This is a genomic window from Pseudomonas sp. QL9, assembly GCF_041409665.1.
GTDB classification, from domain to species: domain Bacteria; phylum Pseudomonadota; class Gammaproteobacteria; order Pseudomonadales; family Pseudomonadaceae; genus Pseudomonas; species Pseudomonas knackmussii.
In genome coordinates this window covers 1,804,520-1,818,318 of record NZ_CP166971.1, presented here as the reverse complement: position 1 = coordinate 1,818,318, position 13,799 = coordinate 1,804,520, and the positions used below count along the sequence as shown (strand labels likewise).

Genomic DNA, 13,799 nt, shown 5'->3' with positions numbered 1-13,799 from the left:
AAGGGGGGCGCATTCTAGCCTAGCCGGGTGACGGCTGGTCATTTTCCGGGCAACGCGCCGCTGGCGCTGTGCCGTGCGGGGTCGCCGCGAGTGGACCCAGTTTATCCACAGAATGCTCCACAGGATCGGTGGACAACGCCCTGCCGAACGCCTGTTCAAATTTCGACCATTCGTCGGCTGACCAGCTGTGGAGCGGTTTCCAGAGGGTGCTCCGCAGCTTGTCCACAGGTTGTTCCACAGTCCCGGTGGACAATTCAATCCATCCCCAATCGCTCCCACACCCGCTGGGCACTGTGATGCAGGATGCCGTGGCGTCGCGCCAGGGCGTGGCGGTCCTTGTCATAGCCGCCGCCGATCACGCCGAGCACCGGGATGTCGCGGGCCAGGCAGCGCTCGATCACGCGCTCGTCGCGCGCAGCCAGGCCCTCGTCGGTGAGGTTCAGGTAGCCGAGCGCATCGTCCTTGTGCACATCCACACCGGCGTCGTAGAGCACCAGGTCGGGCTGGTACAGCGGCAGCAGGTAGTCGAGGGCCTCGTCCACCACGCGCAGGTAGTCGGCATCGCCCATATGCAGCGGCAGCGGGATGTCCCAGTCGCTCTGCGCCTTGCGCGCGGGGAAGTTCTTCTCGCAGTGCAGCGATACGGTGATCGCATCCGGCACGTGCTCCAGGATGCGCGCGGTGCCGTCGCCCTGATGCACGTCGCAGTCGAAGATCAGCACCCGCCCGGCGCGCCCGCTTTCCAGCAGGTAGAGGGCGATCACCGCGAGGTCGTTGAAGATGCAGAAGCCTGAGGCGTGGTCGTGGTGCGCGTGGTGCGTGCCGCCAGCGAGGTGGCAGGCCAGCCCATGTTGCAGCGCCAGGTCGGCGCCGAGCAGCGAGCCGCCCACCGCGCGCACGGTGCGCCGAGCCAGTTCTTCGCTCCAGGGCAGGCCGAGGCGGCGCAGTTCCTCGTGGCTCATGTTGCCGCTGCAATAGCGTTCGATGTAGGCGCGGTCGTGCGCCAAGGCGAGGACATCGTGCGAGCACAGTTCCGGACGCAGCAGCGCTTCGTCGCAGGTCAGGCCGCTGTCCACCAGGTGCTCCTTGAGCAGGCGGAACTTCTCCATTGGGAAGCGGTGGCCGGCGGGGAAGGGCGGGCTGTAGTCGTCGTGGTAGACCAGGGGCAGCGGCATGGTGCGGGGCTCGGGGAGAACAGCAGCAAGGGTACGCCGAGGGCTCGCCGCTAGGCCAGAAGCGTGTCCCGCCGCGGGGCATGGGGCACAATAGCGGATTGTTCGAACGCGCCGAGGTGAACCATGGAACTGCCCAGCCTGAGCACCGACCGCCTGCTGCTGCGCCCCTGGCGCGAAGGCGATCTGCAGGACTTCGCCGCGATGAATGCGGACCCCGAGGTGATGCGCCATTTCCCCAATTGCATGAGCCGCGAGGAAAGCGACTCCCTGGCCGCGCGCATCCACGCGCACGTCGCCGAACACGGCTTCGGCCAGTGGATCGTCGAGCGCCGCAGTGATGGCGCCTTCCTCGGTGTAGTTGGCGTGCAGCATGTTGGCTTCGAGGCGAGCTTCACCCCGGCGGTCGAAATCGGCTGGCGCCTGAACCACGCGTTCTGGCGCCAGGGCTATGCACTGGAAGCGGCGCGTGCGGTACTCCAATACGCCTTCGCCCACCTGCAACTGGACGAAGTGGTGGCCTTCACCGTTCCGGCGAACCTGCCGTCGCAAGGGCTGATGCAGCGCCTCGGCATGCACCACGATGCGGCTTTCGACTTCGAGCACCCGCGCCTGCCGCAGGGCCACCCGCTGCGCCCGCATGTGCTCTACCGGATAACCCGTATGCAGTGGCTGGAGGCGCAGACTTGAGCGTCATCGACGACATCCGCGCCTATCACGCGCTGAGCTGCCACGAGCCGCAGCGCTTCGCACCGGGCCCCGGCCAACTGGATTGGGCGACCCAGCCCGCGGCGTTCCGCCGCTATGCCGGTGCCCGCCTGATCGAACTGTTGCACCGACCGCGGGAAGAGTCGCCGAGCTATGACCTGGCTTTCGCCGGCCCCATCGGCGAGCCCGCGTCGCTGAACCTCGCCAGCCTCTCGCAGCTGCTCTACGACAGCCTGGCCATCTCCGCCTGGAAGGAAGCCGGCGGCAGCCGCTGGGCCCTGCGGGTCAACCCGTCGAGCGGCAACCTGCACCCGACCGAGGCCTACCTGCTGCTGCCGGCCGGGGCTGTGGACAAGTCCGCCGTGCTGGCGCACTACAGCGCTGACGAACATGTGCTGGAAGTGCGCGCCGAGCTGCCCGCCGCGCTGAACCTGCCCGAAGGCGGTGCGCTCCTGGCACTGTCCAGCATCCCCTGGCGCGAGGCCTGGAAGTACGGCGAGCGCGCCTATCGCTACTGCAACCACGACCTCGGCCACGCGCTGGCTTGCCTGTCCATCGCCGCGAGCATCCAGGGCTGGGAAGTGCGATTGCTGCATGGCGTCGCCGAGACTCGGCTGGATGCGCTGTTCGGCCTCGACCGCGAAGGTTTCCACGAACGCGAGGCGGTGGATGCGCTGCTGTGGATTGGTCCGCCGCGCGACAGCGAACCGCGCCTGTCCGAGTCGCTGCTGCAAGGTCTGTCCGCACTGGAGCTGGATGGCCAGCCCAATCGCCTGTCGCGCCAGTACCGTCACTGGCCGGAGCTGGAGCGTGTGCATTCGCTGTGCCGCGCCCCGGCGCTGGCGCCCGTCGATGGGGCACTGCCGCGCCGCGAAGTAACGGTGGATAACCCCGGCCTGCCGTTGCGGCCGATCCTGCACCGGCGGCGCAGCGCGCAGTCCATGGACGGGCGCTCCGGCATTCACGCCGAGTTGCTTTACGCCTGGCTGCGTCGGCTGATGCCCGGGAACTCGCCCGTGCCTTTCGCGAGTACCGGCGAGCCGCCGCGCATCGACCTGCTGCTGTTCGTCCACCGCGTCCAGGGCCTGGCGCCCGGTCTCTACTGGCTGGGCCGCAGCGGCCGCGCGCCGGGCGGTCTACGTGAGGACTTCCTCTGGGAACGCGCCGTCGATGACCTGCCGCTCTACCGCCTGCTGCAAGGCGACGCGCGCCAGCTCTCGGCGTTCCTCTCCTGCGGCCAGGACATCGCCAGCGACGGCTGCGTCGCCTTCGCCATGCTCGCCGATCTCGACGCCGCGTTGGCCGAGGGCGCCTGGACTTATCCACGGCTGTATTGGGAGTGCGGGCAGATCGGCCAGTTGCTCTACCTGGAGGCCGAGGCGGCGGGGATTTCCGGCACCGGCATCGGCTGCTATTTCGACGCGGCGGTACAGGAATTGCTGGGCGAGGGAACGGACCGGCTGGTCAGCCTCTATCATTTCACCCTCGGCCGCGCGGTATGGGACACTCGCCTCACCAGCCTGCCCGCGTACCCCCAGCCGCGCCGCCCGCATCCCATTCGCAGTACCGATTTCGAGGAACCGACATGACCCAGATCCTGGACAACCTGGTGGCTTTGCTGAGCCTGGAACCCATCGAGGAGAACCTCTTCCGGGGCATGAGCCAGGACCTCGGGTTCCGCCAGCTGTACGGCGGCCAGGTGCTCGGCCAGGCGTTGTCGGCGGCCAGCCAGACGGTCGAGCCGGCGCGCCACGTGCATTCCATGCACGGCTACTTCCTGCGCCCGGGCGATGCCAGCATGCCGGTGGTCTACCAGGTCGACCGCGTGCGCGACGGCGGCACCTTCAGCACCCGCCGCGTCACCGCGATCCAGAAGGGCCAGCCGATCTTCGCCCTGAGCACCTCGTTCCAGACCGAGGAAGAGGGCTTCCACCACCAGATCCCGATGCCCGACGTGGTCGGCCCGGAGAATCTGCCGACCGACCTCGAACTCAAGCAGCGCAGCATCGCCCAGTTCCCCGAGCGCATCCGCGACAAGCTGCTGTATCCCAAGCCCATCGAGATCCGCCCGGTCACCCAGAACGACCCTTACGATCCTTCGGTCGGCGAGCCGATCAAGTACCTCTGGCTGCGCGCCGACGGCAAGCTGCCGGACGTGCCGGCGCTGCACAAGTACATCCTCGCGTACGCCTCTGACTTCGGCTTCCTGACCACTTCGCTGCTGCCGCACGGGCGCTCGGTGTGGCAGAAGGACATGCAGGTCGCCACCATCGACCATTCCGTGTGGTTCCACCGCGACCTGCGCGCGGACGAGTGGCTGCTGTACGCCATCGACAGCCCCTGGGCCGGCAATGGCCGTGGCTTCGTGCGCGGCAGCATCTTCAACCGCGACGGCCAGCTGGTCGCCTCGGCAACCCAGGAAGGCCTGATCCGCCGCCGCGAGGACTGGGCATGATCCCCACGCAGATCCGCCACTGGGTGTTCGACATGGACGGCACCCTGACCCTGGCGGTGCACGACTTCCCGGCGATCAAGCGGGCCCTGGGCATTCCCCAGGAAGACGACATCCTCCACCACCTGGCGGCGCTGCCCGAGGCGGAGGCGGCGGCCAAGCACGCCTGGCTGCTGGAGCACGAACGCGAACTGGCCGTCGCCTCGACCGCCGCGCCGGGCGCAGTGGAACTGGTGCGCGCGCTGCACGGCGCCGGCTATCGCCTGGGCATCCTCACGCGAAACGCCCACGAGCTGGCGCTGCTGACCCTCGAAGCGATAGGCCTGGGCGACTGCTTCCACACCAAGGACATCCTCGGCCGCGGCGAAGCCCAGCCCAAGCCTAGCCCTGACGGCCTGCTGCACCTGGCCGAACGCTGGAGCGTGCAGCCGCGCGAAATGCTGATGATCGGCGACTACCGCTTCGACCTCGAATGCGGCCGCGCGGCGGGTAGCTATACGGCCCTGGTGAACCTGCCGGAAAACCCCTGGCCGGAGCTGACCGACTGGCACGCCGCCGATTGCACGGCGCTGGGGCGGTTGGCCGGGGTTCTGGCCTAACACCGAACCCCGTGTAGGAGCGGGCCATGCCCGCGATTCGCGCGCATGGCGCGCTCCTACGAGAGCACCCTACGCAACTGGGGCCCCGCGTTCGCGGGGATGACGCAGGAGAAAGCGAGATCTAATCCCGTCACTCTCGCGAACGCGGGACGCGGCTTCATCGCGAACAGCGCTTGCGCTGGCCCGAAGGGGAATAGCCCAGAAGACAGTGAGCCCTACAGCTCCGGCGTCCAGGTCAGCGCCAGCAGCGCGGTGCGGCCGGCTTCGCGATAGGCGAAGGTTTCGGTGGGGAAGCCGGCCGGGTCGGTCGGCCGCTGGTAGGTGGCCTGGGCGTAGTCGCGGTCCAGCAGGTTCTGCACCTTCAGGTCCCAGCGGATGCTTTCGCTGAACAGCCAGCTGCCGCGCACATCCAGCACGCCGTAGCCGCCCAGGGTTTCGCTGTTGGCCGCGTCGGCATAGCTGTTGCTCAGCGCGCGCCAGCTGCCGCCCAGGCCGAAGGCGCCGAACTGGCGGTCCAGGTCCAGGCTCAGGGTGCGGCGGGCGCGGCGGGGCAGGGTGTGGCCGGTGTCGCGGTCGCGCGGGTCGATCACTGCTACGCCGAGGTTGGCTTGCCAGCCGTAGACCTCACGCGCCCAGTTCGCCTCGAAGCCGTTGATGCGCGCCTTGGCGATGTTCTCCGGCTGGTTGGCGGTGCTGTCCCAGGCGATCAGGTCGTCGACCTCGGTGCGGTAGATCGAGGCGTCCAGGTGGTTGCCGTCGAATTCGCCGCGCCATTGCAGCTCGTAGGTCTTCGAGGTTTCGGCCTTGAGGTTCGGGTTGCCGGCGCCGGGGTAGTAGAGGTCGCTGAAGGTCGGCGCGCGGAAGCCCTCGCCGTAGCTGGCGATCCAGCTCTGGTTCTCGCCCACCGGCAGGGTCAGGGCGCCGTTCCAGCTGTTCTGCGTGCCGTAGCGCTGGTTGTCGTCGTGGCGCAGGCCCAGCTCGGTGGAGAAGGCGTCGGCCTTGAAGCTGTGCTGGGCGAAGAAGGCGTGGTTCTCGCGGCTGTCCTCGGCGAACTCGGTGCTGCCGTCGACCCGGTCTTCGTACCAGTCCGCGCCCAGGGCCAGCTGGTTGCGCGGGTCCAGTTGCAGGCGGTTGATCCAGCTCGCCGAGTGGCGGGTGGTTTCCAGGCTGCCGTTGTTCCAGTCCTCGGCGGCGCCGACCGCCTTGTTGCGGTCGTAGCTGCGGCCCAGTTCGACGCGGCTGTTCCACATGTCGGTGAGCTGGCCCTCGAGGTAACCGCTGTAGCTGCTGACGCGGAATTCGTCGTGGGGCAGGCCCGGCGCGTAGCTGTAGGCGTCGTCGTATTCGCTGTCGCCGCGCTGGTCGTTGAGGCTGAAACCGGCCTTCCAGTCGTCGTTCAACTGGTGGTCGAGGTTCAGGTGCACGGCCTTGTTGCGCCGGCCGTCGTCGTCGCTGTCGGCGCCGCGGTTGTCGCGGGTCATGTCCCAGCCCTGGGTTTCGTCGAGGCTGGCGCCGAGGTTGAAGCGGGTGCGCTCGTCGCCACCGGCCAGCGAGGCGCTGCGCTCGAAGGTGCCGTGGTTGCCCGCCGCCAGGCGCACTTCCGGGTGCAGGCCGGTTTCGCCGCGCCGGGTGAATATCTGGATCACCCCGCCGATGGCGTCGGCGCCGTACAGCGAGGAGCGCGGGCCGCGGGTCACTTCGACGCGCTCGATGTTGTCGATGCTCAGGTAGTCCAGGCGGGCGATGCCGCTGCTCGCCGAGGCGATGCGCTGGCCGTCGACCAGCACCAGGGTCTGCGCGGTGTTGGTGCCGCGCACCGAGTAGCTGATCAGCCCGGCGGCAGTGCTCACCTGTACGCCCGGCACGCGCTGCAGCAGCTCAGGCACGCTGCGGGCCTGCAGGCGCTCGATGTCGTCGCGGGTGAACACGGTGTTGGCCGAGGTGGCCTGGTCGCGCGGCTGCGCCATGCGCGCCGAGGTGATGACCATGTCCGGCAGCTTGTAGGCCTGCTCGGCATCGGTCGCGGCGAAGGAAGCCCCGGGCAGTACGGCGACGGCCAGGGCGAGACGGGAAAGCTTCATGGATTGGAATCCTCAAAAGTACGTCGGCGACTTTCGAGGAGGGCAGGCAAGGGCGGCGAACGGCCGCGCTTGACGGTGCGGCCCTCCGCAACACCAGTCGGATCGCGTCGAGGGCGGTCTCCGGGCTGCCGACACGCACGCTCGCGGCCTTCCCATGCGTGACGCACAGTGGCGGTTCGGAGCGCGGCAGGCCGGGGCCTGCGGTCGGTTACCGTTGCGGGGGCAGCGCAGGTCTTTCACCTGCTTCCCGTTACCTCGAACGAAAACGGGCGCACCTTATAAGGGTGCGCCCGTCGCTGCAAGGCTCAGGGGTGGCAATGCGCCTAGCGGTCAGCCCAGCTGAGCCAGGCGCTCGGCGATGGCGCGCTCGATGCCGGCCGCGTCGAGGCCGCACTCGGCGAGCATCTGGCTCGGCTTGGCGTGCTCCACGTAGTAGTCCGGCAGGCCCAGGTGGAGGATCGGCTGCTGGCGATTCTCGTGGGCGAGGAACTCGCTGACGGCGGCGCCGGCGCCACCCATGATGGCGTTCTCCTCGATGGTCACCAGCAACTCGTGGCTGTCGGCCAGCTCACGCACCAGGGCCTCGTCCAGCGGTTTGACGAAGCGCATGTCGACGACAGTCGCATCGAAGCGTTCGGCCACCTGCAGGGCTTCGGCCAGCTGCACGCCGAAGGCGAGGATGGCGACCTTGCCGGCGCTGCCGCGGCGACGCACCACGCCCTTGCCGATTTCCACCGGCTCCAGCGCCGGTTCGATCGGGGTGTTCGGGCCGCTGCCGCGCGGGTAGCGCACCGCCGCCGGGCCTTCGAACAGGTAGCCGGTGGTCAGCAGCTTGCGCAGCTCGTCTTCGTCGCTGGGCGTCATCACCAGGATGCCGGGGATGCAGCGCAGGTAGGAGAGATCGAAGCTGCCCGCGTGCGTCGGGCCGTCTTCGCCGACCAGGCCGGCGCGGTCGATGGCGAAGAGCACGTCGAGGTTCTGCACTGCGACGTCGTGGATCAGCTGGTCATAACCGCGCTGCAGGAAGGTGGAGTAGATCGCCACCACCGGCTTGACGCCGTCGCAGGCCATGCCGGCCGCCAGGGTCACGGCGTGCTGCTCGGCGATGGCGACGTCGAAGTAGCGGTCCGGGAAGCGCTCGGCGAAGGCGACCAGGTCGGAGCCTTCCTTCATCGCCGGAGTAATGCCGACCAGGCGCGGGTCCTGCGACGCCATGTCGCACAGCCACTGGCCGAAGACGTTCGAGTATTTCGGCCCGCCGGCCTTCTTCGGCGCGGCGCCGGCCGGCTCCAGCTTGGTGATCGCGTGGTAGCCGATGGGGTCCAGCTCGGCCGGGCCGAAGCCCTTGCCCTTCTTGGTGATCACGTGGAGGAACTGCGGGCCCTTGAGGTCGCGCATGTTGCGCAGGGTGGCGACCAGGGTCGGCAGGTCGTGGCCATCAATCGGGCCGATGTAGTTCCAGCCCAGCTCCTCGAAGAGGGTGCCGGGGACCAGCATGCCCTTGGCGTATTCCTCGGTGCGGCGGGCGATCTCCCAGGCGCCGGGCAGGCGCGAGAGCACCTTCTTGCTGCCTTCGCGCATGCTGCTGTAGGTGCGGCTGGAGAGGATCTTCGCCAGGTAGTTCGACAGGCCGCCGACGTTGTGCGAGATCGACATGTCGTTGTCGTTGAGGATCACCAGCATATCGGCCTGCACGTCGGAGGCATGGTTCAGCGCCTCGAAGGCCATGCCGGCGGTCAGCGCGCCGTCACCGATCACGGCGACCGACTTGCGCCCCGAACCCTGCATGCGCGCGGCGATGGCCATGCCCAGTGCGGCGCTGATGGAGGTGCTGGAATGCCCGACGCCGAAGGTGTCGTACTCGCTCTCGCTGCGGCGCGGGAAGGCGGCCAGGCCGTCCTTCTGGCGCAGCGTGCCCATGCGCTCGCGGCGGCCGGTAAGGATCTTGTGCGGGTAGGCCTGGTGGCCCACGTCCCACACCAGGCGGTCGTCCGGGGTGTCGAAGACGTAGTGCAGGGCGATGGTCAGCTCGACCACACCGAGGCCGGCGCCGAAGTGCCCGCCGGTCTGGCCGACGGTGTACAGCAGGTACTGGCGCAGTTCGTCAGCGAGGGTGACGAGCTCAGCCTCGCCGAGACGGCGCAGCTCGACCGGCGTGCTGGCACGGTCCAGCAGGGGCGTGGCGGGGCGCTCGCGGGGAATCTCGTGGAACGTCGTGGGCATCGGGCTGATCGTTATAAGAGGCAAAGATGCGGAAGTTTACCCGATGCATCGGGCAGGCCCAAGCAAGGCGCGGCGCGTTCATGGGCAGACCGGATGGTCTGCAGCGTCGGCATGGGCGAGCCAGGCTTCGAAGAAACGCCGACATGGGAAAGTAGCTTGGCCCCGTCTTCATGACATTGCGCATCAATGGCAGTCACGGGATTCCGTTATTTGTTCAGCTCTGGGTGGCGGAGTAGAAGAGTTTCGTAGGGGATTTCCTAGATATATGGCGGACGGTGATGATTCACGGTCGCTGAGGTTGTTCCTTCAGAGACAGGCTTTGTAGATTCGCCGGCCCCGCCTGTCTGGGCAGGGCGTATCCAATACCTTCCGACAAGGAGCCGTCATGTCTCTGCGATTCGCAGCTTTATCTGCTTTCTCTGTTTGTTCACTTGCCTTCAGTGTCTCCGCACATGCAGCCAAGACCGCCGAGCTATTGATTCAGCCCGTCGCTAGCCGTTTTCCGCTCATTAGCGTGGATGTGAATGTTCGCGATGCCAAAACCGGAACCCCGATCTCAGGGCTCACCACTGCGGACTTTTCCGTATCTGAAGATCTTCGGGCGTCGGAGTTGCTTCGAGTCGAAAGCCTTGCTCCCGATTCGGATGATAAGCGGGGTGTAGATTTCGTCTTTGTATTTGATGACACCGGTAGCATGCAGGACGAAATCGACAGCCTGATTCAGCGCACCATGGAATTCGCCAACATTGTTCAAGGTTCTGGTTTCGATTATCGGTTCGCGCTGGTCTCCTTTGGTGACGAGCTGCATAAGAAGGTGGACTTCACCCATTCGGCAGAGGAGTTCAAGAGGTCAGTGTCGGAGCTACGTGCTGACGGTGGCGGTGACGAGCCGGAAAACGCCCTAGATGCCCTGCGTTATGCAGCGACGACTCTCAGCCACGATGTCGCCCGCCGCAAAGTGTTCGTTTTGATAACCGACGCGCCTTTCCACTCTTCTGACTCCGTAACGGCGCTGACCGCTAACGATGTGCTGGGCGATCTGGCAAATATCGACGCGGTTCTCAACGTGGTTGGCCCTAATCTTGATGAATACCGCTGGCTGGCAAATAGCCGTTTCGGCAGCTTCTACGACAAGGATTCAGGCCAGTTCAAACGCATCATCGAGCAGATCGCTGGTGGAGGCGCGAGCAATTACCGGTTGACACTGCGTACGAGCCGGCCGGAGTTCGACGACACCTGGCGTGCTGTTGAGGTTCGCGTCAAGGGTGCGGCTTTCGAAGGTAGTGGCGTCTCGCAATATCAAGCGCCGAGTTGGGTGACGGCCTCATCGCGAGCAGAGCCGGAGCGAGGTATCGACAGCCTATACGCCCCGCACAACGTGGTTGATGGCAATACCGAGAGCTATTGGGCAGAAGGCATTTCCGGGGCCGGTATCGGCGAATGGGTGGAACTCAACTTCGCCAGCCCGGTGAGTGCTGACCGCTTTACCCTGACTCTTCCTTCCGGTGGCGCACCGCAGCGAGTCAGCGTGCAGATCAACAGCGAGGGCAAGCGCTTCTACGATCTTGCTGCTGGCAAGTCGCGCCAGTCGTTCAAATTACCGTCTCCGGTATCGGTATCGAGTTTCAAGGTTGTGCTGGAGTCGGCGAAAAGCGGTGCCAACGGTTTTGCGGAAATAGAACTCTATCAGGGCGACAAACTCGTCGAGCCAATCGCTAGGGCTCACGATGTCCGGCGCACCGCCAAACTGGCTATGGAGCAGAACCAACAGGGTGAGCGGTTCTATCACGCAAAGAAATATGATGACGCAGTGTTCTATTACCGCGAAGCCCTGAAGAACGACCCCAGCTATGCGCAGGCTTACAGCAACCTTGGTCTTGCTTTTCAGCGCCAGAACAAAGTCGCAGACGCCATTTGGGCTAATCGCCAGGCCATTGCACTGGCTCGGGGTGCCACGCGCTCGACTGTATTGGCCAGTTCTTACTACAACATCGCGCGCTTGTTCGAGGCACAAAACAAGTTCGAGCAGGCCCTGCAAAACTACATATGGGCCAAGAGCAGCAAGGAAAACAGCGTCTATGACAACGCGATCGTTCGCATGAACGGAAAGCTGGGGCGCTAATGGGGTTCTGTGTGAGAGCCTTAGTAGCCCGGGTTATCGGGCTGCTTTTTGCAGTCGTTGCCATAGTGAGCGAAGCAGCGGGGCCCGAACGGGTCGCCAGTTACGATCGCGCCTTGTGGCCCGAAGCTATTGATACTCCGGAGCGCTTCGATCGCGCCTCACGCCAGGAGATTCTGTCCTTTGCCAAGGTGATGCAAAGCACTCCGCTGGGAGACGCGAGTGCTATCAGTTTGTTCACTGGAGTGAAGAAGCCTGATATTGACTCGGTGCATCGTTGGCAGGAAAAGACACGCCAGCGGCTGGTATCGAACTATCGAGCCGCGGGTGGTGTAGCGAACAGTTGGGATGACCTGCAGGCTGCCGCACTTCTGCCACTGGAGGCCTCCGCCAATGAGCGTTGGCAACGCGTGGCCGAGGGTTTTCACCTTACCTACCTCTATGAGCAGGTGCGTCTGGCGGCGCTGTTTCCGGCGATCACAAGCGAAATCCTCCCCCTGGATGGCCTTGAGCTGACAGGGGCGGAACTCCCCGACCGGCACTTTGCGCTCAGCTTCGACGACGGCCCCTCTCTGCCAGGGCAAACCGACAAGACCCTGGAGGTCTTACGGGCTCAGGAAGTGGGCGCATTCTTTTTCGTTCTTGGCGAGAAGCTGGAGCAACGCCTGGCAAGTTCCACTGCAGAGCAAATGCGGCAGTTGTATGCCAGTCAGTGTCTGGGCTCTCACGGCTATCGCCACGCTTCTCACCAGAAGCTGGGTTCCTGGCGAGATTCGCTAGAGCAAACGGGGCAGCTGATCCGGCAGATCGCGCCGGGGCGCCAATCTGTCGAGCCCTGGTTTCGCCCACCGTACGGTCAACGCTCCCTCGAACTCGTGGGCTATCTGAACGAGCGCGGTGGGCGCCTGGTGTTGTGGAACATCGACTCGCAGGATTGGAACGGAAAAATGCAGCCAGAAGCCATTCGCAATCGCCTGATGACGCTGATGCTGCTTTGGCGCAGTGGGATAGTGCTATTCCACGATATCCACCCCAGGGCACGCCAGGTGCTGCCAGAACTACTTGGATTTGTGCGTGCTGGCGGTGGCGAGGTGGAAGATTGCAGGGACTTGATCATGCGCTGGGCAGGCGAGCGAGGCTCGCCCCTTAGCTGATCCTCAGCTGCGTCGCTCGACGATGTAGCGGGCCAGCTGGCGCAGCGGCTCGGCGTTGGCATCGAAGCCTTCCAGCGCGGCCAGCGCCTGGTCGCGCAGGGCCAGGGCGTAGGCCTTGGCGGCGTCCAGGCCGAGCAGGGCGGGGTAGGTGGGTTTGTCGTTCGCCTCATCCTTGCCCTGGGTCTTGCCGAGGGTGGCGGTGTCGCTCTCCACGTCGAGGATGTCGTCCTGCACCTGGAACGCCAGGCCGATGGCCTTGGCGTAGCGCGAGAGGGCATCCAGACGGGCGGTATCGGCATTGCCGCTGGCCAGGGCGCCGAGGCGCACGCTGGCTTCGATCAGCGCGCCGGTCTTGTGCCGGTGCATGTTCTCCAGCGCCGCCTGGTCGATCTTGCGGCCCACGGATTCGAGGTCGATGGCCTGGCCGCCGACCATGCCAGCAGAACCGGCGGCACGCGCCAGCGCGGTGACCATGGCCAGCCGCGTATCGACGTCCTGCGGGTTGCGCACGGCATCGCCCAGCACCTCGAAAGCCAGCGCCTGCAGGCCGTCGCCGGCAAGAATGGCACAGGCCTCGTCGAACGCGATGTGCGTGGTCGGCTGGCCACGGCGCAGGTCGTCGTCGTCCATCGCCGGCAGGTCGTCATGCACCAGCGAATAGGCGTGGATCAGCTCCACCGCACAGGCCGCGCCATCGGCATGGGCAATGTCGCCACCCAGCGCTTCGCAAGCGGCATAGGCCAGCAGCGGACGCACGCGCTTGCCGCCATTCACGACGCTGTAGCGCATGGCCTGGTAGATGCGGGTGAGTTCGGGGCGGGGAGCAACGAAAAGGGCGTCGAGCGCAGCATCGACACGCGCCTGGCAGCGCGCCTGGTACTCGCTGATCATGCTTCGTCGCCCGCCGGATCGAAGGGCGCCTCGCTCAGCTCACCATCGCGCTCCAGAAGGATCTGCACCTTCTGCTCGGCCTGGCTCAGCGCCGACTGGCAATCACGGGTCAGGCGGATGCCTTGCTCGAAGGCACCGAGCGAATCCTCCAGGGACAGCTCGCCACTCTCCAGGCGTTCCACCAGGGTTTGCAGTTCAGCGAGGGACTGCTCGAAATCGACGGCTTTCTTGCGGGCCATGGGGACTCTCGGCGGGGGGGTTCAAAACCCGGCGACACTAGCAGAGACGGGGCTTGCGGGCAAATTTGCGGGGGATTTTAGCGGGGTTCGGAAGGGCGGCGAAGCCGCGTTGAAGACTGCCTGCGCTCGACTGAGTCCACACGCTGCCAATCCGCGCCCGG

General features: G+C 65.9%; 11 protein-coding genes and 1 riboswitch. Of the genes, 6 read left to right on the top strand and 5 right to left on the bottom strand.

The features are described from left to right. Window positions 1–254: 254 nt before the first annotated feature. On the bottom strand, window positions 255–1,175 hold the full coding sequence (locus ACA097_RS08520) for a histone deacetylase (RefSeq protein WP_371369752.1): 921 nt from the start codon (window positions 1,173–1,175) through the stop codon (window positions 255–257). A 123-nt stretch (window positions 1,176–1,298) separates the two neighbouring features. Between ACA097_RS08520 and ACA097_RS08515 the strand changes: the two genes are divergently transcribed. The 4 genes from ACA097_RS08515 to ACA097_RS08500 are packed head-to-tail and all read left to right on the top strand — an operon-like array spanning window position 1,299 to window position 4,931. Further along, window positions 1,299–1,862, top strand: a complete 564-nt coding sequence (locus ACA097_RS08515) for a GNAT family N-acetyltransferase (RefSeq protein WP_371369750.1) — start codon at window positions 1,299–1,301, stop codon at window positions 1,860–1,862. 5 nt (window positions 1,863–1,867) lie between these two features. Beyond that, window positions 1,868–3,469, top strand: coding sequence for a SagB/ThcOx family dehydrogenase (locus ACA097_RS08510; RefSeq protein ID WP_371370496.1), 1,602 nt, complete (start codon window positions 1,868–1,870; stop codon window positions 3,467–3,469). Continuing rightward, a complete protein-coding gene (gene tesB / locus ACA097_RS08505; protein ID WP_371369748.1) occupies window positions 3,466–4,335 on the top strand; it encodes an acyl-CoA thioesterase II in 870 nt (289 codons plus the stop codon). Before ACA097_RS08510 ends, tesB begins: the two co-directional genes overlap by 4 nt. Next, window positions 4,332–4,931: an HAD family hydrolase gene (locus tag ACA097_RS08500; protein ID WP_371369746.1), complete on the top strand. Its 600-nt coding sequence runs from the start codon at window positions 4,332–4,334 to the stop codon at window positions 4,929–4,931. The genes tesB and ACA097_RS08500 overlap by 4 nt, the downstream gene beginning before the upstream one ends. 215 nt (window positions 4,932–5,146) lie before the next feature. Here the strand turns inward: ACA097_RS08500 and ACA097_RS08495 are convergent, their stop codons facing one another. Both ACA097_RS08495 and dxs read right to left on the bottom strand, forming a co-directional pair. Further along, window positions 5,147–7,012, bottom strand: a complete 1,866-nt coding sequence (locus ACA097_RS08495; RefSeq protein WP_371369744.1) for a TonB-dependent receptor domain-containing protein — start codon at window positions 7,010–7,012, stop codon at window positions 5,147–5,149. Between the two features lie 93 nt (window positions 7,013–7,105). Beyond that, window positions 7,106–7,306: riboswitch (cobalamin riboswitch) on the bottom strand. A gap of 36 nt (window positions 7,307–7,342) precedes the next feature. Further along, the gene (dxs, locus tag ACA097_RS08490) at window positions 7,343–9,235 is read right to left on the bottom strand and encodes a 1-deoxy-D-xylulose-5-phosphate synthase (RefSeq protein ID WP_371369742.1); all 1,893 of its coding nucleotides are present in this window, start codon (window positions 9,233–9,235) and stop codon (window positions 7,343–7,345) included. 385 nt (window positions 9,236–9,620) lie between these two features. Between dxs and ACA097_RS08485 the strand changes: the two genes are divergently transcribed. Both ACA097_RS08485 and ACA097_RS08480 read left to right on the top strand, forming a co-directional pair. Beyond that, the gene (locus ACA097_RS08485) at window positions 9,621–11,357 is read left to right on the top strand and encodes a VWA domain-containing protein (RefSeq protein WP_371369740.1); all 1,737 of its coding nucleotides are present in this window, start codon (window positions 9,621–9,623) and stop codon (window positions 11,355–11,357) included. Window positions 11,358–11,422: 65 nt separating this feature from the next. Beyond that, entirely contained in the window at window positions 11,423–12,508 is a 1,086-nt protein-coding gene (locus tag ACA097_RS08480; protein ID WP_371369738.1) for a polysaccharide deacetylase family protein, read from the top strand. A gap of 3 nt (window positions 12,509–12,511) precedes the next feature. Here the strand turns inward: ACA097_RS08480 and ispA are convergent, their stop codons facing one another. Both ispA and ACA097_RS08470 read right to left on the bottom strand, forming a co-directional pair. Continuing rightward, window positions 12,512–13,399: a (2E,6E)-farnesyl diphosphate synthase gene (ispA, locus tag ACA097_RS08475; RefSeq protein ID WP_371369736.1), complete on the bottom strand. Its 888-nt coding sequence runs from the start codon at window positions 13,397–13,399 to the stop codon at window positions 12,512–12,514. Then, window positions 13,396–13,638: an exodeoxyribonuclease VII small subunit gene (locus ACA097_RS08470; RefSeq protein WP_160285810.1), complete on the bottom strand. Its 243-nt coding sequence runs from the start codon at window positions 13,636–13,638 to the stop codon at window positions 13,396–13,398. The genes ispA and ACA097_RS08470 overlap by 4 nt, the downstream gene beginning before the upstream one ends. Window positions 13,639–13,799 lie beyond the last annotated feature (161 nt).

What these genes read in the sequence shown, in the direction of transcription:
- ispA (WP_371369736.1), bottom strand. Translation starts at nt 13,399, where the DNA reads ATGATCAGCGAGTACCAGGCGCGCTGCCAGGCGCGTGTCGATGCTGCG.
- ACA097_RS08470 (WP_160285810.1), bottom strand. Translation starts at nt 13,638, where the DNA reads ATGGCCCGCAAGAAAGCCGTCGATTTCGAGCAGTCCCTCGCTGAACTG.
- ACA097_RS08515 (WP_371369750.1), top strand. Translation starts at nt 1,299, where the DNA reads ATGGAACTGCCCAGCCTGAGCACCGACCGCCTGCTGCTGCGCCCCTGG.
- ACA097_RS08495 (WP_371369744.1), bottom strand. Translation starts at nt 7,012, where the DNA reads ATGAAGCTTTCCCGTCTCGCCCTGGCCGTCGCCGTACTGCCCGGGGCT.
- dxs (WP_371369742.1), bottom strand. Translation starts at nt 9,235, where the DNA reads ATGCCCACGACGTTCCACGAGATTCCCCGCGAGCGCCCCGCCACGCCC.
- tesB (WP_371369748.1), top strand. Translation starts at nt 3,466, where the DNA reads ATGACCCAGATCCTGGACAACCTGGTGGCTTTGCTGAGCCTGGAACCC.
- ACA097_RS08500 (WP_371369746.1), top strand. Translation starts at nt 4,332, where the DNA reads ATGATCCCCACGCAGATCCGCCACTGGGTGTTCGACATGGACGGCACC.
- ACA097_RS08520 (WP_371369752.1), bottom strand. Translation starts at nt 1,175, where the DNA reads ATGCCGCTGCCCCTGGTCTACCACGACGACTACAGCCCGCCCTTCCCC.
- ACA097_RS08485 (WP_371369740.1), top strand. Translation starts at nt 9,621, where the DNA reads ATGTCTCTGCGATTCGCAGCTTTATCTGCTTTCTCTGTTTGTTCACTT.